The sequence below is a fragment of the Kitasatospora atroaurantiaca genome (assembly GCF_007828955.1).
Classification (GTDB): domain Bacteria; phylum Actinomycetota; class Actinomycetes; order Streptomycetales; family Streptomycetaceae; genus Kitasatospora; species Kitasatospora atroaurantiaca.
This window is the reverse complement of the sequence record NZ_VIVR01000001.1, coordinates 4,525,981-4,546,171: the sequence shown is the minus strand read 5'-3', so window position 1 is coordinate 4,546,171 and position 20,191 is coordinate 4,525,981. Positions and strand designations below refer to the sequence as shown.

Here is a 20,191-nt window from a genome sequence, read left to right as displayed (position 1 = left end):
TCGGGATCAGGACGCGAAGTAGCCGTTCAGGTCGGCGATCACGTGGGCGTCACCCCAGGCGTTGGCGAAGGTCACCCGGCCGTCCACGACCGGGACCACCACCAGGTTGGGGACGGTCTGGCCAGCCGTGTAATTGAGGTTGGAGACCCCCGGCCGGTCGATTCCGTGCGGGTAGACGGTCAGGTAGCTGCTCTTGGTCGGGTCGGTGACCGTGACGTTCAGCACGACGGCGGTCACGCCGGTCGCCGGAACGCCCGCCACCCCGGACAACTGGATGCTGACCAGGCCGCCCTGGCCGACCGCGCCGGCCCGGGCACCGATGCCCAGCCGGGTGTCCAGCAGCCGGACCGGGCCGGCGGCGGAGTACGTCGACCCGGTGGCCGAGTAGTACCCGGTGACGTCGGCGACCAGGTCGACCGAACCCCAGGCGTTGCGCACGTCGACCTTCCCGTTCACGACGGGGACCACCACCAGGTTGGGGACGATCTGGCCGGCCGTGAAGTTGAGGTTCGAGACCCCCGGCACCGCCTGGCCGTCCGGGTAAACGGTGACGTAACCGGCGTTCGTCGGGTTCACCGCGGTCACGTTCATCACCACCGCGGTCACCCCGGTCGCCGGGATGCCCTTCACACCCGCCACCTGCAGCGACACCACACCGCCCTGGCCGACCCGCGCCTTCGGGGCACCGATGCCCTCACGGGTGTCCAGGAACCGCGACGGCGTGATCGGGGTCAGCGCGGACCCGGTGCTGCCGTCGGTGTAGTAGCCGGTGACGTCGGCGACCAGGTCGACCGAACCCCAGGCGTTGCGCAGGTCGACCTTCCCGTTGGCGACCGGCACGGTCACCAGGTTGGGGACGATCTGGCCGGCCGTGAAGTTGAGGTTCGAGACCCCCGGCACCGCCTGGCCGTCCGGGTAAACGGTGACGTAACCGGCGTTCGTCGGGTTCACCGCGGTCACGTTCATCACCACCGCGGTCACCCCGGTCGCCGGGATGCCCTTCACACCCGCCACCTGCAGCGACACCACACCGCCCTGGCCGACCCGCGCCTTCGGGGCACCGATGCCCTCACGGGTGTCCAGGAACCGCGACGGCGTGATCGGGACGAGCCGACTCTTGGCCGGGTTCGCCGCGGCTGTCACGGTGTACGCCTTCGGGAAGTAGCCCGGCGAGGGCGTCCCCTGGGTGTAGCCGACGCCGTCCAGCACCACGTCGTACATGCCTGCCGTCAGACCGTTGGTGTCGACCAGCACGTTGAGCGCGGTGCCGTCGGCGCTGACCGAGACCGGCTTCATGACCGGCTGGTTGCTGTCCCAGCTCTCGCTATGGGCCAGCTTCACCTTGGTACCCAGGGTGAAGCCGGTGCCGTGGACGACAGCCTGGGTCAGCGTGCCGGCGGCGCCGGTCGCGGGGGTGACCCGGTCCAGCTGCGGGCCAGCCTGACGAGTGCAGCCGGAGTCGCAGACACCCTGCACGCTGTACTCGACCGGCGTCGCCACCTTGGCGGCGCTCAGGACCAGGACTGCCTGGCCTGCCACGGAATTGCTGGTGGCCTGGCACCTGGCGCCGAACGTGCCGTACGAACCGCCGCACTGGTACGTGAGGTTGTAGTCCACCCAGTCCGTGTTTCCGACTACGGTCAGGTACGGGTTCTCGACGCCGGTGGCGCTCGCGGTGCCGACGACGTTGAAGGCCTGGTTGGGCTTCATGTCGACCACGGCGCAGTAGGCGGTCGAGGACTCGGTCAGCACCCCGCTGCGCAGCGGGAAGCCGTCGACCGAGATCTTGTTCCCCGCGCACTCTGGCGCCCAGCCTTCCGCCGTACCGACCTTCCAGGTGTCCACATTGGTGTGGATGGTGCTGCCCTTGTACCCGGAGGCCAGCACGATCACCACGTAGGAGGTCGATCCGGTGACCCGACAGGCGATGCCCCACTGGGTGCAGACGAACTTGCCGTTGGCGTCGACGACCATGAGGAGCGTGGAGGGGTCGTAGCGCGAGCCGAGGGTCCGCGCGCTGAACCAGAACCTGTCCGTGGCAGCGCCGGTGACCCGGATGCAGCGGGAGTCCAGCGCCGAGGTCAGGTCGAACGGCATGGACGGTCCGCCGACCGTCATCGAGGCCGGAGTCGGGCAGGTCGCCGTCGGCGAGAGGTCGCGGCGCACCAGCTTGTAGGTGTCCGTGGCCTGCCAGCCGACTCCCACCAGCATCGCGGTGTACGGGACACTGGCGGTGAACGCACAGCTGCCGGTGGAGCTACCGCCGATGTTCGTGCAGGTCGGCGCATTGCCCGCCGCGTCGGCGAACTGAATCGAGGCGTACGCCTGGTTCTTGGTGTTGGTGTAGTCGTACATCTCGGCGGTGGAGTGCTGGTCGGCCGGCAGGCTCAGGCAGGCCTGCTGGACGTCCGCCGTCAGCGCGATCTCCGCGCCCCAGGCGCCACCGAACTTCGACTGCGGCCAAGTGGTGCACCCGGCCGCCTCGCCGGTCCGGTTGATCACCAGCTGGTAGGCCTTGGCCGGCGTCCCGCGCAGCACCGCGCGGAACGGTGCGGTGCCGGTCAGCTTGCAGACGGCGTACGAGTAGCCCCCGTTGTCGCACTGCTTGGCGCCGTTCGCGTCGTCGACCTCGACGGCGACGCTGGTGCCGTCGGCTGGCGGCCGGTTGAGCAGGTACAGGCCCTTCCCGGCGGCGGTCGGCAGGGTCAGGCAGAGCTGCTGCCCAGGCCCGCCGAACGTGCCCTTGGCCGCGCCGGACACCAGACCGTTGTCAGCGGTCGCGGTGCAGCCGCGGGTCTCCGTGGCCGAGTGGAAGGCCATGCCGAACGCACCGGCGTCGGCAACCTCCGGATTGACCGCCCAGATGTAGTCACCGGCGGCGAGGTCGCAGGATCCGATCGCGCACCCCCCGGCGGTCAGCGGAGTGCCGTCGGTCTTGAACAGCCCGCCGGAGGGGGCCGTGGCGGCCGACGCCGAGTTGAAGGAATAGTGGGAGGCCGCCGGCACCCGCAGGGTGCGGCAGCGCGCGGTGGCCGTGAGGTCCGGCGAGTCGCCGTACGCCTGCGGCTCCACCGTCACGCATCCCTCCGGCGTGGAGAGCCGTGCCGCGATGTAGTCATAGGTCTCGGCCCCGCCGAAGACCGGCTGAACGGTCAGCCGGAACGGCGCCGTGCCGGTGAGCGTGCAGTCGAAGCTGGTGCGCTGGTCGTACTGCGTGTTGCAGAGGTTCGCACCGGTCGCGTCGTAGACGGTCTGGACGACCCGGTACGAGGAGCTGTGGCTGCGCAGCACCTCGCCGGCCGCCATGTTCAGGTCGTAGCAGTCGGCCGCCATGCCGAGCGGCAGCGAGCCGTGGAAGACGGTCGGGGCCGCGAGGGTACGGTCGGCGGCGTTGACACTCTTGCAGCCGGTCATGGAGAGCAGCGGAACGTACGAGACCGCGATGGCAGTCTGCAGGCTCTCGTTGCTCTTCACCTTCAGGGTGTAGATGCCGGCCTGGCTAGTGGGGCAGCGCAGCCAGCCGTTCGAGCTGACGCCGGGCCTGTCGCAGGTCACGGCGGTTCCGTCCGGAGCCACCAGTGAGGGGTAGATCCAGTAGGCCGTCGAGCTGACCTGGACGAGGACCAGGTCCTTCTGCTTGAGCGTCACTGGGAAGGAGACGGTCTGGTTCGGGTCGATCGAGCAGCTGACCACGGTCTGCGGGTCAAGGGCCGCCGGGCATGGACCAGTTGGATCGGCCTGCTGGAGCGCCCGTGCCACGGCCTCGTGCTCGGCCTTGGGGTCGAGCTTCGGCACGGCTTTCGTCTTCGGCGCGGTCTGCGGCGACGAGTCCGCGGGGGCGGCGCTCGCCGCTCCGGCCGACGGGGCCGCCGCCGCGCTGTCCGGCTGCGGCGTGCTGGTGGCCGCCGGCGACAGCGCCGCCGCGTAGGCGGGGCTGGTCTGGCCGACCAGCGAGGCCAGGACGGTGAGCAGCAGGGCACCGGAGGCGATTGCGCCACCTCTGCCCTGTCTGTGTCGCACTCTTCTGACGAACGGCAGCAGTTTCATGAACTCCCCCCAGATGCAAACAGGCCCGACTCCTATGACCATCACAGGAGTCGCCAAGCAGGCGGAGTCTAGCGAGTCGCACACGCACCGGAAGCACCAGCGCCGCCGGACGGTTTCGGCTGACCCGGCAGGACTCGAACCTGCGACACGCCGCTTTGGAGACGGCTGCTCTGCCAACTGAGCTACGGACCAGTGCGTTGCCGAGGAATCGAACCTCGCCATCCCGGAGAGAGCAGGGGTTACAGCCCAACTTGCGTCCCAGCGCTCAACGCTTGGTGGTGAGCACGATGGTAGGGAGCGGGGGTCGTACGGCGCGAGCGAATTACCCGGCGGGCTCGGCTCGATCGAGACGACAGCGGGCCGGCATTTCAGCCCGGGTGCGTCCGAGGGCGTCTTCGGCCACAGCCTGACGGTCCCGGTCGCCGCCAGCCGACGCCACCCCACCGGCCACCCCCATGCCGGCAAGCGAGTCAGCAAGCACCCCCAGCTCGCCCTCGGGGCAGTCCTGGACACCCCGGGCAAGCGCATCGGCCCCAACGCCGTCCACGCACTCACCGCCCTGGCCCCGCTCGACCTCCCCCTCCGCCTGCTGGCCGCCGACCGCGCCTACACCGACCAGACCACCGAGCACTTCCAGCTGGACGCCCGCCGCCTGGGCTACCAGCTCGCCCTCGACTACAAGCAGAACCAGCGCGGCAAACAGGGCACCCACCTCGGCGCCATCCTCGTCGACGGCACCCTTGCCTGCCCCGGCATGCCCGATGCGCTCGCGAACGCGACCACCGGCCCGGACGACAAAACCGTCCGCGACCCCGACGAGAAGCTTCAAGAACGCCTCGCCCGGCGCGAGCCCTACTTCCTCAAGCACAAGCAGGGCCCGGACCCGAACGGGACCATCCGCCTGCAGTGCCCGCCGCCGGCCCCTCGCCCTCGGTCACGTGCCCCCGCTTCAACCGCGTTCACCAACCCCAGGCCGGCCTCCCCGTCGTCGTGGACCTCACCAACGCCCGCTCCACGGCGGCCCACCCCTCCGCCAAGCCGAGCATCCAGATCAGCCCCGCCGAGCGCCTGCGACCACCGCCGAAGAAGGAACTGCCGCGGATCTGCGAGAAGCCGACGATCACCGTCCACCCCGGCGACCTGGGCAAACTCGACAAGTTCCGCCAGGACCGCCACCACCTCAGCCCCGATTGGCACGACGCCTACAAGCCCATCCGGGCGCACAACGAGGGCCTGAACGGCCGGGCCAAAGGCCACCGCATCAACATCGCCGACCCCAAGAAGCGCCTCGCCCACGGCCGCGTCGCCCAGAGCATCCTGCTCGCCCTGATGATCTGCATGATCAACCTGCAGATCCTGCACGACTGGACCCGCACCAGCAGCTCCGAACTCATCGAGGCCGACTGCGGCCAGGACTATGACGGGCTCACCCCGATGCCACTCACCACCAACGGAATTCCCCCACCTACCGACTGACGAACAGTCCGTCCGCTTCCCGCAGACTCCGGCCCCCAGCCGCCGTTGGCCACCCGCCCAGCGGCGGCCCCGGCATGCCTCCCGCACCTCGGACCACCCCCGAACCACCGCCGCAGACCGCCGGACGTCACTCGCGAAGGCGGGCCGAGTTCGGACAGCGCCTCGAACAAGCCCACACAACGCAGAAATCCCGCCCAGCCACATGGGCTGGACGGGATCTCGTCAACCGCTCCCGAGCTAACTCGTGAACAGTCGTTGGGTGGAGCTGAGGGGATTCGAACCCCTGACCCCCTCGATGCGAACGAGGTGCGCTACCGGACTGCGCCACAGCCCCAACGAGAAGAAACTTTAGCACCTTCCGAGGAGGGCTCGTGACCACCCCCGGAGGCGGGCCGCCCCGCCGCAGGGCGCTGACCGGCGGCGGGGCGGGGGTGAGGCGGGGGATCGGGTTACTCGTTGGCGGCCCGGGGGCGGGTCACGTAGTCGTCCTCGGGCGGCGGCGGGGCCGCGTCCGCGTACTGGTCGAAGAGCGGGGTGTTCCGGGACTCGGCGGGACGGCCGGAGTCCCAGGTACCGCGAGCGCCGAGGTCGAGGCCGCGGCTGACGCGGGGGGCGACCGGGGCCGTCACGTACGTCGGCAGCGGGACGGGGACGGGCTCCCAGGAGTCGGGGCCGGCCGCGCTGCGTTCGCGCATGCCGTCCACCCACTCCTCGTGGTCGGTCGCCTCGACCAGGGCGGAGGCCCGGGTCTCGGGCTGGGCGCCCTGCTCTCCACCGTCGGCATGCTCGGCGGGGTCGGCGGCCAGGCGGAGGTGCGGGCGCCCGGCGTCGGCCGGGTGCGCCGCATCGTGGGGGGTGCGGCGCCGGCCCTGCTCCGGACGCTCCTCCTGCTCCCGCGAGTGCTCGCGTGGGTGCTCGCGTGGGTGCTCGCGTGAGCGTGCCCGTTCGCGGTCCCGGAGTCGCTCGGCGGCCTGGGCAGCACGGACGCGGTCCAGCTTGACCTCGTACCGCTGGCGCTCGAGCCGCCGGAGGTGGCCGATGTAGAGGGTGAGGAGGGCCGCCGGCAGGGCCGGGACCCAGAGGAAGGCCACACCCGCGACCGCCGCGACCACCGCACCGACCGCGAAGGCCATGAAGAGCGTGGTGACCATCCGGCGGCGTCGCGCCAGCAGCCGGGCCCGCCGCTCGGCCGAGCGGCGCGGTTCATCGCGCTGGGCGGCCTCGCGTTTGGCAGCCTCACGCTGGGCGGCATCGCGGCGTACGGGCTCATGGCGTACGGGCTCATGGCGTACCGGCTCACGCTCCGCCGCCACCGGTGCGGCAGGGGCGGGGTCCGGAGCAGACTCCGCCGCGGCCTCGCCCGGTGCGGGCGGTTCCTCGGCGGACGTGGACATGGAGGTGGACGGAGGGGTGGACACCGAGGTCGGGCTCGCATCCGGGGCCGAAGCCGAGGTCGAGGTCGAGTCGTCGTCGCGCGTGTCGTCGCCAAGGGCCCGGGACGCCCGCCGCTCCATGGCCGAACGACCGGCCAGCAGGCGGATCGCGGTACTGAAGCGTTCCGTCGGACGTGCCTCGTTGAGCTCGTCCTGCCTGCGGAGCCACATCGGCACCAGATAGGCAGCCCAGGCCCCTACGATGACCGCGTAGATAAGGCCGCTACTGCTCACGTTTCACACGGTACGGGCGCGGGGGAAGGCCTGGCAGCAATTTGGCACGGCGTGTCGTGTGATCAAGCTGATTCTCCGACTATTTTGCCGGTATTTGTGACCACTCGCCGGGGCACCGATGCCATATCGATATCTATTTCGAACATATATTCAATTACCGTACGCGCCACTCCGCCTGACCGACCGCCAGCGCTCCAGCATCCCCTCCGGGACCTCCTCGACCGTCAGTGCGTACACCAGGTGGTCCCGCCAGTCACCGTCGATGTGGAGATAGCGTGGGCGCATTCCCTCCTCGCGGAAGCCCAGCTTTTCCACCACCCGCCGGCTCGGCCGGTTCTCCGGCCGGATGCAGACCTCGATCCGGTGCAGGCCGAGAACCGAGAAGCAATAGTCCACGGAAAGCGCCACCGCCGTTGGCATGATGCCCCGGCCGGCCACCGACTCGTCGACCCAGTAGCCGACATTGGCCGAGCACATCGACCCCCAGGTGATGCCGCCCACCGTGAGCTGGCCGACCAGTTGGCCCTTGTGGAGCACGACGAAGGGCAGCATCCGGCCGGCCGCGGCCTCGCCGCGCAGGTATCGCACCATCTGCCGGTACGTCGGCCGGGGCCCGGCCGCACGCCCCGGCAGGGCGGGCGGGACGGTCGCCTCCCAGCGGCGCAGCCAGTCCCGGTTGCGCCGGCTGACGTCCTGCCAGGAGCGCTGGTCACGGACCCGGATCGGGCGCAGGGCGACGTCCCCCTCGTGGAGCTCGACCTGCCATCCGGCGTTCAGCGCGCTCTCCCCTCGGCCGCGGCACCGGTATCGGCAGCGGCATCGGGCCTGGGGTGGTCGCCTCCGCCGAGCTGGTCCACGGCGTGCGCCAGCAGCGGCGTCAGTACCGCGAGGCCGTCCTTGACCCCGCCGGTCGATCCCGGAAGGTTGACGATCAGGGTACGTCCGGCGAGGCCTGCCAGCCCCCGGGACAGGGCGGAGGTGGGTACCTTCTCCCGTCCGTACGCCCTGATGGCCTCGGCGATGCCGGGGATCTGACGGTCGATCACCCGGGCGGTCATCTCGGGAGTGAGGTCCATCGGCGAGATGCCGGTGCCGCCGGTGGTGAGCACGACGTCGTAGCCGGCGGCGACGGCCGCGCGCAGCGCCGCCTCGACGGGCTCGCCGTCGGGGACGACCTCAGGGCCGTCGACCTCGAAGCCCATCCCGCGCAGGCCGGCGACCAGCAGCGGGCCGCCCTTGTCCTCGTACACCCCGGCGGAGGCGCGGTTGGAGACGGTGACGGCGAGGGCCCTCATCGGGAGACCTCCGGGGCATGCCAGTCGCCGCTCTTGCCGCCGGTCTTGGTGAGCACGCGGACGTCCTCGATGGTGGCGCCCTTGTCGACGGCCTTCACCATGTCGATCACGGTCAGCCCGGCGACGGCGACCGCCGTCAGGGCCTCCATCTCGACGCCCGTCCGGTCGGCGGTCTTCACGGTGGCGGTGATCTCGACGGCCTCGTCGGTCACGGCGAGCTCGACCTTCACACCGGAGATGGCGATCGGGTGACAGAGCGGGATGAGGTCCGGGGTCTTCTTGGCGCCCATGATCCCGGCGATCCGCGCAACGGCGAGGGCATCGCCCTTGGGGACGCCCTCGCCGCGCAGCAGCTCGACCACGCGTGGCGCGACCCGCACCCGCCCGGCGGCCACCGCGGTCCGTACGGTGGTGGCCTTCTCGGAGACGTCGACCATTCGGGCGGCGCCGGTGTCGTCGACGTGGGTGAGGCGGTCGCCGTTGGGTGCGGTCACGGGAAAACTCCAGGGGTACGGTGCGAATACCGCGCTACCGTACCTCCCCGCCCCTTGGCTCGGCTCGCCTCCGGGCGCTCGTATCCGGCGCCGACACTCCTCGCTCGCCGTGCGGTCAGTCCGTCAGAAGGACCACATCAACGGTGCTGCCGGCCGCCACGGAGGTGGTGTCCTCGGGGACGGTGATCAGGCAGTTGGCCCGGGCGAGCGCGCCGACCAGGTGCGATCCCTCGCCGCCGACCGCCTGCACCGAGCCGTCCGGGGAGTACCAGCCGCGCAGGAACTGCCGCCGCCCCGCCGGGGACCGCAGGTCGGCGCCGCAGACGGCCTGCACGACCGGCCGGTGGATGTCGGGCGCGCCGAGCATTGTGCGGATCACCGGCCGGACGAAGAGCTCGAAGGAGATGTACGAGCTGACCGGGTTCCCGGGCAGGGCCAGCAGGGGGACGCCGTCGCCGATCCGGCCGAAGCCCTGCGGCTTGCCGGGCTGCATCCTCAGCCGGCGGAAGTCGACGCCGCCGTAGCTCTCGAAGACCTCCTTGACCACGTCGTACGCGCCGACGCTGACCCCGCCGCTGGTCACGATCAGGTCGGCCCGGCCGAGCTGGTCCTCCAGCACGGCGCGCAGGACCGCCGCGTCGTCGGGGACGCCGCCGACCCGGTAGGCGATGGCACCGGCGTCCCGGGCCGCGGCCGTGAGGGTGTAGCTGTTGGAGTCGGAGATCTGGCCCGGGCCCACCGGATCGCCGGGCTGGACGAGTTCGCTGCCGGTCGAGAGCACCACGACGCGCGGGCGCGGGCGGACCCGGACGGTGCCGCGGCCGATGGCGGCGAGCAGGCCGAGCTGGGTGGGGCCGAGCAGGGTGCCGGTGGTGAGGACCTGGTCCCCCGCCGCGATGTCGCTGCCCCGGCGGCGGATGTGGGCTCCCTCGGTGACCGGGCGGAGTACCCGGACCTCCTCGTTCTCGACGGGCGCACCCATGCTGTCGGCGGCCCGGCCGGAGCCGGTGCCGCCGTCCGTCCACTCGACGGGGGCGACGGCCTCGGCGCCGGGGGGCATCGGCGCGCCGGTCATGATCCGGGCGGCCTGGCCGGGGCCGATCTTGGGCAGTTCGCCCGCGCCCGCCGCGATGTCCCCGACGACGGTGAGCACCGACGGGTACTGCGAGGTGGCGCCCGCGGTGTCGGCGGTGCGGACCGCGTAGCCGTCCATCGAGCTGTTGTCGAAGGGCGGCAGGTCGCCGGCCGCGACCACGTCCTCGTCGAGGTGGCAGCCCTGGGCGTCGAGCAGTTGGAGCTCGATCGAGGGCAGCGGCGCGATGTGCCCGAGGACGTCGGCGAGGTGCTCGTCGACCGTCCACATGCGGGGGACCGGGCCCTCGGCCTCCGTGCAGCAGCTGCTCTCCGTGGACCCGGTCATCGCCTCACACTCGCCTTCTCAGTCGTCAGCCCTGCATCTCGGTGGCCACGAAGTCCTTGAGCCAGGAGCGGAACTCCGGGCCGAGGTCCTCACGCTCGCACGCCAGTCGGACGATAGCGCGAAGGTAGTCCGCGCGGTCGCCGGTGTCGTAGCGGCGGCCCTTGAACAGCACACCGTGCACCGGGCCGCCGGCGGTCTCGTCACGGGAGGCGAGCTCGCGCAGGGCGTCGGTGAGCTGGATCTCGCCGCCGCGGCCGGGCGCGGTCTCGCGCAGCACGTCGAAGACGGCCGGGTCGAGGATGTAGCGCCCGATCACGGCGTAGTTCGACGGGGCGTCGGCGGTCTCGGGCTTCTCGACCAGGTCGGTGATCCGGAAGACGTCCTCACCGAAGCCGTTGGGCTTCACCGCGGCGCAGCCGTACAGGTGGATCTGGGAGGGGTCGACCTCCATCAGCGCCACGACGGAGCCGCCCAGCTCCTGCTGCACCTCGATCATGCGGGAGAGCAGCGGGTCGCGCGGGTCGATCAGGTCGTCGCCGAGCAGGACGGCGAAGGGCTGGCCGGCCACGTGCTGCTCGGCGACCAGGACGGCGTGGCCGAGGCCCTTGGGGTCGCCCTGGCGGACGTAGTGCATGTTGGCGAGCTGGACGGACTCCTGGACGCGGCGCAGCCGGTCGTGGTCACCCTTACGGGCGAGCAGCTCCTCGAGCTCGTACGCCCGGTCGAAGTGGTCCTCGAGGGCTCGCTTGTTGCGGCCGGTGACCATCAGTATGTCGGAGAGGCCGGCGGCGGCAGCCTCCTCCACGACGTACTGGATGGCAGGCTTGTCGACGACCGGCAGCATCTCCTTGGGTGTCGCCTTGGTGGCCGGCAGGAAGCGGGTCCCCAGACCGGCAGCAGGCACAACGGCCTTCGTGACGGGGATGCGGGCGTTCGTCTCAGTCATGCGTTGACCTTACTAAGGCGTGTTTCCGCCGAGCTGAGAGCAGGGTTAACCGGTCATGAAGCCCTGTCCGGTCATGAGACCCCGTCGCGCGCAGCAGCCACAGCGGCAGCGGTGTTGGCAGCACCGGCGGAGGTGAGGGGAGCCTCTCCGGCACAGGGCGACAGATTACCGGGGTTTTCGGGCGCCTCGTCCGCTCCGGCGGTCCCGTCCGGACCGGGCCGTGGCCCGGCGCCGCGCCAGCAGTCGCCGCCCGCCGCCCGGGCATGGCCCAGGGCGCGGTCGGCGGAGCGCAGCAGCACCGCGGCGTGCGCACCGTCGGCCGGCATCACCGCGATGCCCACGGCGGCCGTCAGCCCGTTGCCCCCGGCCGGGCGGCTCGGCTCGGGACCCGACGGCGACCAGTCGAGCAGCTGGTGCCGGCGCACGGACCAGCAGAGCCGCTCGGCGACGTGCACCGCACCGTTCAGGTCGGTGTGCGGCAGCACCACCAGGAACTCCTCCCCGCCGTACCGGCCGAGGGTGTCCGAGCGGCGGATCTCCACGCTGAGGCGCTGGGCGAGGTCTCGGAGTATCGCGTTGCCCCGGCCGCGCCCGTGCTCGGCGACCACCGCCTCGAAGCCCGCGATCTCCAGCATCAGCAGAGCCAGCGGGCGCGCCTGCTCGGCGGCTTCGAGCCGGCGCACCCGCTCGATCTCGCGGTCCAGGGTGAGCTGGAGGTGGCGGTAGTTCCACACGCCGGTCAGCGGGTCGCAGGAGGCGGTGCGCTGCAGGACGTCACGCTCGGCCTCCAGCTCGGCGACCTGCCGGCGCAGCCCGGCCTCGCGGGCGGCGGCGCTCGCGGCGGCCCGGCGCAGGCGCAGCCCGGAGACCGCGGCGGTGGCCAGCGCGGGGGCGCTCAGCACGGCCAGGGCCTGGACCAGGAGCGGGGTGGACATCCGACGCCTTCCGCATGTCAGGCTCTTGAGCCGGCGCTCGACGCCGGCGGGAGCGAAACCATGGAGGATCCATTGCACAACGAGAAGGCCGCGCTGAGGTCACGGCTGCTCGCGGACCGCCGGGCACTGTCGCCCGAATGGCGGGAAAGTGCCGCCGCCGGACTGTCGGAACACGCCGCCGGGCTCGTTGTGCCGGGCCGGACGGTGGCCGCGTACGTCTCGGTCGGCGCCGAGCCGGGGACCAGGCCGCTGCTGGATGCGCTGCGCGCGCAGGGTGTCCGGGTGCTGCTGCCGGTCCTGCTGCCCGACAACGACCTGGACTGGGCGGAGTACCGGGGAGCCGGGCAGCTCGCTCCGGCGTCCCGCGGGCTGCTGGAGCCGACCGGGCCCCGGCTCGGGCCCGACGCGGTGTGCGAGGCGGCGCTGGTGCTGCTGCCGGGCCTGGCGGTGGACCGCCGCGGCCTGCGGCTGGGCCGGGGCGGCGGCTCGTACGACCGGGTCCTGGCCCGCCTGACCCGGGCTCAGGCGAAGCCGCTGCTGGCCACCCTGTTGTACGAGCACGAACTCCTCGACGAAGTCCCCGCCGAACCCCACGACCTCCCCGTCGACGCCGCGATCACCCCGTCGGGCGTCCACTGGACCAACCCACGCTGACGACCGACTTGTGCAGCCGGTCAGCCAAAACAGGGGCGCGAGGAACTGCGCGAGATCGGAAGGCGACTACCTATGCCCTTCCGCTTCGCGCAGTTCCTCGCGCCCTGAAGGTTGGCCCGCCCCTGAAAAGTTGGCCGGCGCCTCCGGTCAGCCTGCGCTGAGGACCAGCTTGTGCTTGGTCGCCTGCTCCACCGCGTCCGCCGACCAGGCCCACGGCAGCAGCTTGCCCGCGGCCCACAGCTCGGTCTGGTCGTTGTAGTTGGGGTGGAAGGCGTGGCCCGACGCCCCGCCGACGTTGATCCAGCGGGAGGCGTTGAAGTCGCTGAGGTCGACCACCATGCGCATCGAGGGGATCCAGTCCACCTGGTACCCGGCCGCCGCGTTCCACCCCGCCGCGTCGACGGCCGCGGTGCCACCGGAGAGCTGGTACGGCCCGCGGTTCAGCAGGCGGTGCACCAGGCCGGAGGCGATCGAGGAGTCGTCGCTGCCGAGCGTCTGCTCCTTGAGCGTCAGGGTGTGCAGACGGCCCCAGCTCCAGGTGGAGATGTCCTTGCTGAGCTTGGAGGTGAGATCCCGGCGGGCGTTCTTGAGGGCCTCGCCGAGGAGGTTGTTCAGGCCGTGCTGCTGGAGGTGGTCGGAGTCGATGTAGTCCCACCAGCCGTCGCCGGGCTGGGTCAGCAGGTTGCGTACGACCTCGGTCCACCGGTCGCCGCCGTCGGGCTGCGCCTGGCCCGCGTTGCGGGTGCCGCACTCGGTGACGGCGGTCGGCGTGCCGTTCAGCGCGTCGTCCGGCAGGGTGCTGTTGGTCTTCTGGCGGACCAGCAGGCAGTCGCCCTTGGCCCTGATGTCGGCCGGGAACTTCTGGCCGAAGGCGAGGGTGAGCAGCTGGCGCCAGACGGCGTTGTAGTACGCGGCGGCGGCCGAGTCGGCGTCCTGGTGGTAGTTCCAGTCCTTGAGCAGGTCCTGCGCCTCGCGGACGTACGGGTCGGAGACGTTGACCTTGAGCAGCAGCGGGACGAGCGTCTTGGCCATCACGCTGGTGTTGTCGAGCTGCATGGACTGCATGTCGTCCGGGGAGATCTTGCCGCCGTTCTTGAGGCGGGACTCGATCTGGTCGGTGATCTCCTTGGCGCGGGTGCCGTACTCCCAGTCGGTGGTGAGCAGGTACCGGTACGTCGGGTCGACCACGGCCTGGTTGGCGGTGACGATGTAGCCGGTCGCGGGGTTGAAGCTGTAGGGCAGGGACTTGAAGGGGACGTAGTCCTTCTTCCAGTCGTAGGCCGGGTCCCAGCCCGGGGCGGGGTAGCGGCCGTCGCCCTTGGCGCGCTGGGGGATCATGCCGGGGGCCTGGTAGCCGATGTTGCCCTTGGTGTCGGCGTAGATCAGGTTCTGGGCGGGGACGGCGAAGTCGGCTGCGGCCGACCGGAAGTCGTCCCAGCCGGCGGCGCGGTCCAGCTTGAAGACGGCGTCCATGGTCCTGCCCGGCGTGAGGGCCGTCCACTGCAGGGCGACGCCGTAGCCGGCCGCGCGGTCGGGCGCGGCGTTCCCGGCCGGGGCGTACTTGCCGACGTTCTGCTGCTCGGAGCTCTGGTCGGAGATCAGCGGGCCGTGGTTGGTGGTGCGGACGGTGATGGTGCGGTCCGTGCCACCGGCGACCTTGATGGTCTCCCTGCGGGTCTCGAACTTCACGTCCTTGCCGTCGACCTGGTAGGTGTCCGGGCCGGTGACCTTCTCCAGGTAGAGGTCGGTGACGTCGGCGCCGAGGTTGGTGAAGCCCCAGGAGATGTTCTGGTTGTGGCCGATCACGACGCCGGGCATGCCGGCGAAGGTGAAGCCGGCGGTGTCGTACGCGCAGGTGTTGCTGACGGTCCGGCAGTGCAGGCCCATCTGGTACCAGACGGAGGGCAGGCCGGGGCCGAGGTGCGGGTCGTTGGCGAGCAGCGGCTTGCCGGTGGTGGTGTGGTCACCACTGACCACCCACGAGTTGGAGCCGATGCCCTGGCCCTGCGGGCCGAGCAGCTGCGGCACGGCCGCCATCTTGCCCGAGAGGTCCTGCAGCAGGGCCTTGGTGGCGGCGCGGCCCTGGGCGAGCGGCACCTGGGTCGCGGACCCGTCGGCCGGCTTGTAGCCGCCGTCGGGCGCGACGCTTCCGGTCTTCACGATGGTGCCGTTGCGGGCGTACGGGTAGTCCGGGTAGAGCTGGGCGATCTTGTCCTGGCTGAAGTCCTGCGCCAGCAGCGAGCGGTCGATCTCCTCCTGCATGTTGCCGGAGAGGTTCCAGGCCATCGCCTTGAGCCAGGCCACCGAGTCGACGGGGCTCCACCGCTCGGGCTTGTAGTCGCCGTTCACCGCACCGAGCAGTGCGTACTCCAACGATGCGCTCTGGCCACCGGGGTGCTGGCCGAGCCAGACGTTCACGCCGTCCGCGTACGCCTGCAGGTACTTCTTGGCGTCGGCGGAGAGCTGGGTGTCGAACTCCTGCTGGGCCACCTGGCGCCAGCCCATGGTGCGCAGGAAGGAGTCGGTCTCGACCTGGCCGGAGCCGAACATCTCGGAGAGCCGGCCCGAGGTGATGTGCCGTCGGACGTCCATCTCCCAGAACCGGTCCTGGGCCTGCACGTAGCCCTGGGCGCGGAACAGGTCCTCGGGCGTGTCGGCGTACAGCTGCGGGATCCCGTTGGCGTCCCGCTTCACGTCCACCGGGGCGGACATCCCGGCCACCGTGATGCTGCCGGTCACGTCCGGGAACGAGGCCCGGACGGCGCTCACGGCCCAGTAGCCGGCGCCGGCCGTACCGGCCACGAGCAGGACGGTCAGCACGAGCACGATCAGACGGGCGCGCCGGAACTTCTTCGAGCGGGGCATCTGGGTCCTTGGCTGGGTCTGTTTGCGGCCGTGACAGGTCACCACATTAGGGCGACTCAAGTGGCGGACATGCACGGGGGACGTCCACGGTTGGATCAGGTGGACCTTACCTGTCTCGCTGGGCGGACTCGGATCATCAAAGAGCAGGTAAAATGTTAGACTGAGTAACGACTCATCAGCCGCCCCCTCCCTGCGCCGAGGTGCCCCTGCGTGACTGTCGACCACCTGAACCGCTTCCTGCTCGAGTTCTCCGTGATCCTCCTGGTCGCGGTGGTCGCCGTGCGCATCTCGTCCCGCTCCGGACTGCCCAGCCTGCTGATCTACCTGGGCATCGGCGTCGCCCTGGGCCAGAACGGCCTCGGCGTCACCTTCAACAACGCCTCGCTCACCCAGGTCCTCGGCTATGCGGCCCTGGTGGTGATCCTCGCCGAGGGCGGCCTGAAGACCAGCTGGCGGGCCATCAGACCGGTGATGCCGGCCGCCACCGCGCTGGCCACCGCCGGGGTCGCGGTGAGCGTCTTCGTCACCGCCGCGGGGGCGCACTGGCTGGCCGGCTTCGACTGGCGGGTCTCGCTGCTGCTCGGCGCGATCGTCTCCTCCACGGACGCGGCCGCGGTCTTCTCCGTGCTGCGGATGGTGCCGCTGCCGTCCCGGCTGACCGGCCTCCTCGAGGCGGAGTCCGGCTTCAACGACGCCCCGGTGGTGATCCTGGTGGTCGCCTTCGCCACCACCGGTCCGCTGGACCCCTGGTACGTCCTGGTCGGCACGATCATCGGCGAGCTGGCCATCGGCGCCGCCGTGGGCTACACGGTCGGCAGGCTCGGCGCGTACGGGATCAAGCACGTCGCACTGCCGTCCTCGGGCCTCTACCCGATCGCCGTCATGTCGCTGGCCGTGCTGGCGTACGCGGGGGGCGCCCTGCTGCACGGCTCCGGCTTCCTCGCCGTCTACATCGCCGCCGTGATCCTCGGCAACGCCAAGCTGCCGCACGGCCCCGCGGTCCGCGGCTTCGCCGACGGGCTGGCCTGGATCGGGCAGATCGGCATGTTCGTCGTGCTCGGTCTGCTCTGCAGCCCCGACACCATGGGGTCGGCGATCGTGCCTGCCCTGGTGATCGGCGCCGTGCTGGTCTTCCTGGCCCGGCCGGCCTCGGTGCTGGCGACGGTGACGCCGTTCAAGCTGCCCTGGCGCGAGCAGGCCCTGCTCAGCTGGGCCGGGCTGCGCGGCGCGGTGCCCATCGTGCTGGCGACCATCCCGCTGGTGGCGGAGGTGCCGCAGGCGCAGGAGGTCTTCAACATCGTCTTCATCCTGGTCGTCGTCTTCACTCTGCTCCAGGGCCCGACGCTGCCGCTGGTCGCCCGCTGGCTGCGCATCGGTGAGGGCTCGATGGGCCAGGACCTCGGCATCGAGTCGGCGCCGCTCGAGCGGCTGCACGGCCAGCTGCTCTCGGTGGCGCTCTCGGAGACCTCCCGGATGTCCGGCGTCGAGGTCGGCGAGCTGCGCCTGCCGGCCGGGGCCGCCGTGACGCTGGTGGTCCGGGAAGGCTCGAGCTTCGTCCCGGACAAGACGACGGTGCTGCGGGCCAGGGACGAGCTGCTGGTGGTCACCACCCCGGAGGTCAGCGAGGCGGCGGAGCGGCGGCTGCGGGCCGTGGACAAGGGCGGAAAGCTCGCCGGATGGCTTCGCGGACGCTAGGTTCGTGTGTTTTGCGCAACGTTCACCTTGCGTTGGCCGGACGAATTGGTTCAGAGCGCGTACCATCGTGGAGAAGCATCATTTCTTCAGCTACTTGAACACCCGCAACATCTGTCTGATGCAGAGTTGGCGCGACCGCTCGGCGGCCGCGGTCCGCAGCACTCTTCACTGCCCTCTGGCCCCCGCTTCCACGATCTGGCCAGCCGGACCCGGTATCACCCCGGTCGACGCGCGAGAGGACGACTCTCGGCGCCGTCGGGGCTTTCCCATGCCCCTTCCGCGCTACCAGGCAGCAGGAAGGCATGACCGTGACGGCCCGCCGAACGGTCGAAACCCCCATTCCGACGCGAGTTGGCTACGGTGCGCTGCTGCGCACCCCCGGCGCCTGGACGTTCCTGGTGCCCGCCTTCGCCGCGCGGCTCCCATACGCGATGCTCAGCCTGGGCATCGTGCTGCTGGTCTTCGACACCCACGGCTCGTACGGCACTGCCGGCGCCGTCGCGGCGGTCTCCGCCGTCTCCCAGGCCTTCGTCGGCCCGCAGACCGGTCGGCTCGCCGACCGGTACGGGCAGGCCGCCGTGCTGCTGCCCAGCGTCGCCCTGCACGCGCTCTCGGTCGGTGCGCTGATCGCACTCGCCCTGGGGCACGCCCCGGTCTGGACGCTGTTCCTGGCAGCCGCTCCGGCGGGTGCCAGCGTGCCGCAGATCGGCGCGATGGTCCGGGCCCGCTGGGTCGGCAAGCTGTCCGCCGACTCCCCCAAGACCCTGAACACCGCGTTCGCCTTCGAGTCCGTGACGGACGAGTTCACCTTCGTGGTCGGCCCGGTGCTGGCCACCGCCATCGCGACCGGGGTCTCGCCGTCCGCCGGGCTGATCGCCGAGGCCGCGCTGACCGTGGTCGGCGGACTGGCCTTCGCCGCCCAGCGCCGCACCGCCCCGGCCCGCCACCCGCGGGTGCCGGGCGCGCGGCGGGTGTCCGCCCTGGCCTCGCCGGGCGTACGGCTGCTGGCCGGCTCGTTCCTGGGCGTCGGGACGGTCTTCGGAGCCATGCAGGTCTCCGTGACCGCCTTCGCCGAGGCGGCGGGCCAGCCCGGCGTCAGCGGCACCGTCTACGGCATCTTCGCGGGCGGCAGCATGCTGGCCGGCGTGCTGTACGGCATGGTCGCCTGGCGGCGCTCGGCCCGGCAGCGGATGCTGGGCAGCTACGCACTGCTGGTCCTGGGCTGCTCCACGCTCTGGGCGATGCCCAACCTGACCGCCCTCGCGGTCGCCGGGCTGGTCTGCGGACTGGCCATCGCACCGACGCTGATCACCGGCTACACCCTGGTCGAGACGCTGGTCGCGGACGGCGCCAAGACCGAGGCCTTCACCTGGCTGACCGGCGCGATCGGCCTGGGTCTGGCCGCGGGCTCCACCGCGGCCGGGCAGCTGATCGACGGGTACGGCGCTTCGGCCGGGTTCGTCGTACCGGTGGCCGGGGCCGGGCTCGGCCTGGCCGCGCTGGTGTCGCTGCGACGGCTGCTGGTCGCGCCCAGCACGCCGAGCCGCACCGTCGCCCGGAGCAGCGCCTCGCCGGCGCTGGCGGGTGTCGGGAAGGGCTGAGGCCGTCCTCCGCCGGAGGTAGCTCACACCAGGAGCGCTGGACTGATCCAGCGGAATGCCGCATCATTGACCGTCGTTAGCACTCATCAGGCGAGAGTGCCAGGGGGAAGTGCAGGAGGAAGACAAGTGCCCACGTACCAGTACCAGTGCACCGAGTGCGGCAACGGCCTCGAGGCGGTGCAGAAGTTCACCGACGAGGCGCTGACCACGTGCCCGGACTGCGAGGGGAAGCTCCGCAAGGTCTTCTCGGCGGTGGGCGTGGTCTTCAAGGGCTCGGGCTTCTACCGCACCGACAGCCGCTCCTCGTCGAGCAGCACGGTGAGCTCGTCCTCGTCGTCGGCCTCCTCGACCTCGTCGTCGACCTCGTCGGCGCCGTCCACTGCCGCCGCACCCGCGGCTGCGGCGTCGAGCACGAGCGGCAGCGCTGCCGGCTAGCGCTGCCAGCTGACGCAGACACACGTGGAACGTCATGCGTGAAGGGCCCGGGATTCTCTGATCCCGGGCCCTTTTTATACGACTGCGTCACTCCTGTGAGTGACAACAGTTATCCACAGGCCGGGGTTGTCCACAGGAATTCGGTGAGGTATTCCCGGTCCATTGCGGAGGCCGCACTCTGATCTCGCGAGTCCGGTACCGGGCTCGCGAACTCCGATCCGAGGCGGTGCCCAGCGATGACCACGTACCTTGCGCCCCTGCTGCCCCTCTCCCCCGTGACCGTGTCGTCCCACCACTCGCAGCACCCGCAGCACTCGCGTGCCGCTGCGCCCGCGGCGGCACCCGCCGTCCCGCCGCGGCGCGCCGTCCCGGCCTTCCCGCCGATCCGGCGTGGCGCGGGTGGGCGGCACCGGCTCCAGCAGGCCGTCCGGCACCGGCCCGGGGTGGTGGTGGCCGGGCTGCTCGCCGCCGCCACCGCTCTGGCGTCCGGGCCGCTCCGTCCGGGCTCGCCTCCCCCGGCCGCAAGCTCCGCGGCGGCCGCCGAACCGGCCGGCACCCCCCGCTGCACCGGCACGCCGCCGGCCGGCCGATGATCCCTCCGAACAGCCCGGACCCGTCAACCGGGCGACCCGACATTCACCCGTGACCTTTCGATGCCGCT

At 71.3% G+C, this 20,191-nt stretch carries 16 protein-coding genes and 2 tRNA genes; 6 read left to right on the top strand and 12 right to left on the bottom strand.

Going from position 1 to position 20,191, the window contains the following annotated elements:
* Positions 1-6: 6 nt before the first annotated feature.
* From FB465_RS37050 to FB465_RS20885, 3 genes are all read right to left on the bottom strand, one after another.
* Complete coding sequence (locus tag FB465_RS37050) at positions 7-4,020, bottom strand: hypothetical protein (RefSeq protein ID WP_145792741.1); 4,014 nt, start codon at positions 4,018-4,020, stop codon at positions 7-9.
* Positions 4,021-4,166: 146 nt separating this feature from the next.
* A tRNA-Trp gene (locus tag FB465_RS20890) sits at positions 4,167-4,239 on the bottom strand.
* 130 nt (positions 4,240-4,369) lie between these two features.
* Positions 4,370-4,876 (bottom strand): hypothetical protein, encoded by a 507-nt coding sequence (locus tag FB465_RS20885; protein WP_145792739.1) that lies wholly within the window; start codon positions 4,874-4,876, stop codon positions 4,370-4,372.
* Between the two features lie 161 nt (positions 4,877-5,037).
* On the opposite strand from FB465_RS20885, the gene FB465_RS20880 reads away from it, so the two are divergent.
* Positions 5,038-5,523, top strand: a complete 486-nt coding sequence (locus tag FB465_RS20880) for a hypothetical protein (RefSeq protein ID WP_145792738.1) — start codon at positions 5,038-5,040, stop codon at positions 5,521-5,523.
* Between the two features lie 260 nt (positions 5,524-5,783).
* Here FB465_RS20880 and FB465_RS20875 read toward each other — a convergent pair.
* From FB465_RS20875 to FB465_RS20840, 8 genes are all read right to left on the bottom strand, one after another.
* Positions 5,784-5,857 (bottom strand) — tRNA-Ala (locus FB465_RS20875).
* A 115-nt stretch (positions 5,858-5,972) separates the two neighbouring features.
* On the bottom strand, positions 5,973-7,190 hold the full coding sequence (locus FB465_RS20870) for a gephyrin-like molybdotransferase receptor GlpR (protein ID WP_145792736.1): 1,218 nt from the start codon (positions 7,188-7,190) through the stop codon (positions 5,973-5,975).
* A 150-nt stretch (positions 7,191-7,340) separates the two neighbouring features.
* Positions 7,341-7,967 carry a GNAT family N-acetyltransferase gene (locus tag FB465_RS20865; protein WP_145792734.1) on the bottom strand — a complete coding sequence of 209 codons (627 nt, stop codon included), beginning with the start codon at positions 7,965-7,967 and terminating at the stop codon, positions 7,341-7,343.
* Entirely contained in the window at positions 7,964-8,485 is a 522-nt protein-coding gene (locus tag FB465_RS20860; RefSeq protein WP_145792732.1) for a MogA/MoaB family molybdenum cofactor biosynthesis protein, read from the bottom strand. The genes FB465_RS20865 and FB465_RS20860 overlap by 4 nt, the downstream gene beginning before the upstream one ends.
* Positions 8,482-8,922 carry a cyclic pyranopterin monophosphate synthase MoaC gene (gene moaC / locus FB465_RS20855; RefSeq protein ID WP_145797482.1) on the bottom strand — a complete coding sequence of 147 codons (441 nt, stop codon included), beginning with the start codon at positions 8,920-8,922 and terminating at the stop codon, positions 8,482-8,484. Before moaC ends, FB465_RS20860 begins: the two co-directional genes overlap by 4 nt.
* 172 nt (positions 8,923-9,094) lie before the next feature.
* Positions 9,095-10,399 (bottom strand): molybdotransferase-like divisome protein Glp, encoded by a 1,305-nt coding sequence (glp, locus tag FB465_RS20850; protein ID WP_145792730.1) that lies wholly within the window; start codon positions 10,397-10,399, stop codon positions 9,095-9,097.
* Positions 10,400-10,424: 25 nt separating this feature from the next.
* Entirely contained in the window at positions 10,425-11,345 is a 921-nt protein-coding gene (gene galU, locus FB465_RS20845; protein ID WP_145792728.1) for a UTP--glucose-1-phosphate uridylyltransferase GalU, read from the bottom strand.
* Between the two features lie 71 nt (positions 11,346-11,416).
* Positions 11,417-12,280 (bottom strand): GGDEF domain-containing protein, encoded by an 864-nt coding sequence (locus tag FB465_RS20840; RefSeq protein ID WP_145792727.1) that lies wholly within the window; start codon positions 12,278-12,280, stop codon positions 11,417-11,419.
* Between the two features lie 60 nt (positions 12,281-12,340).
* Here FB465_RS20840 and FB465_RS20835 point away from each other — a divergent pair, with 60 nt between their 5' ends.
* Positions 12,341-12,934, top strand: coding sequence for a 5-formyltetrahydrofolate cyclo-ligase (locus tag FB465_RS20835; RefSeq protein ID WP_145792725.1), 594 nt, complete (start codon positions 12,341-12,343; stop codon positions 12,932-12,934).
* Between the two features lie 147 nt (positions 12,935-13,081).
* On the opposite strand, the gene FB465_RS20830 is transcribed toward FB465_RS20835, so the two are convergent.
* Positions 13,082-15,799 carry a penicillin acylase family protein gene (locus FB465_RS20830; RefSeq protein ID WP_145792723.1) on the bottom strand — a complete coding sequence of 906 codons (2,718 nt, stop codon included), beginning with the start codon at positions 15,797-15,799 and terminating at the stop codon, positions 13,082-13,084.
* Between the two features lie 210 nt (positions 15,800-16,009).
* On the opposite strand from FB465_RS20830, the gene FB465_RS20825 reads away from it, so the two are divergent.
* The 4 genes from FB465_RS20825 (at position 16,010) to FB465_RS20810 (ending at position 20,123) form a co-directional block, all read left to right on the top strand.
* Positions 16,010-17,494 carry a potassium/proton antiporter gene (locus FB465_RS20825; protein WP_145792721.1) on the top strand — a complete coding sequence of 495 codons (1,485 nt, stop codon included), beginning with the start codon at positions 16,010-16,012 and terminating at the stop codon, positions 17,492-17,494.
* Positions 17,495-17,796: 302 nt separating this feature from the next.
* Positions 17,797-19,095 carry an MFS transporter gene (locus FB465_RS20820; protein WP_145792719.1) on the top strand — a complete coding sequence of 433 codons (1,299 nt, stop codon included), beginning with the start codon at positions 17,797-17,799 and terminating at the stop codon, positions 19,093-19,095.
* Positions 19,096-19,221: 126 nt separating this feature from the next.
* The gene (locus FB465_RS20815) at positions 19,222-19,530 is read left to right on the top strand and encodes an FmdB family zinc ribbon protein (RefSeq protein WP_145792717.1); all 309 of its coding nucleotides are present in this window, start codon (positions 19,222-19,224) and stop codon (positions 19,528-19,530) included.
* Between the two features lie 236 nt (positions 19,531-19,766).
* Entirely contained in the window at positions 19,767-20,123 is a 357-nt protein-coding gene (locus FB465_RS20810) for a hypothetical protein (RefSeq protein ID WP_145792715.1), read from the top strand.
* Positions 20,124-20,191 lie beyond the last annotated feature (68 nt).

Bases quoted from the DNA above. Each gene is read 5' to 3' on its own strand.
- FB465_RS20860 (WP_145792732.1), bottom strand. From the start codon at position 8,485: ATGAGGGCCCTCGCCGTCACCGTCTCCAACCGCGCCTCCGCCGGGGTG.
- moaC (WP_145797482.1), bottom strand. From the start codon at position 8,922: ATGGTCGACGTCTCCGAGAAGGCCACCACCGTACGGACCGCGGTGGCC.
- glp (WP_145792730.1), bottom strand. From the start codon at position 10,399: ATGACCGGGTCCACGGAGAGCAGCTGCTGCACGGAGGCCGAGGGCCCG.
- galU (WP_145792728.1), bottom strand. From the start codon at position 11,345: ATGACTGAGACGAACGCCCGCATCCCCGTCACGAAGGCCGTTGTGCCT.
- FB465_RS20840 (WP_145792727.1), bottom strand. From the start codon at position 12,280: ATGTCCACCCCGCTCCTGGTCCAGGCCCTGGCCGTGCTGAGCGCCCCC.
- FB465_RS20835 (WP_145792725.1), top strand. From the start codon at position 12,341: ATGGAGGATCCATTGCACAACGAGAAGGCCGCGCTGAGGTCACGGCTG.
- FB465_RS20830 (WP_145792723.1), bottom strand. From the start codon at position 15,799: ATGCCCCGCTCGAAGAAGTTCCGGCGCGCCCGTCTGATCGTGCTCGTG.
- FB465_RS20820 (WP_145792719.1), top strand. From the start codon at position 17,797: ATGACCGTGACGGCCCGCCGAACGGTCGAAACCCCCATTCCGACGCGA.
- FB465_RS20810 (WP_145792715.1), top strand. From the start codon at position 19,767: ATGACCACGTACCTTGCGCCCCTGCTGCCCCTCTCCCCCGTGACCGTG.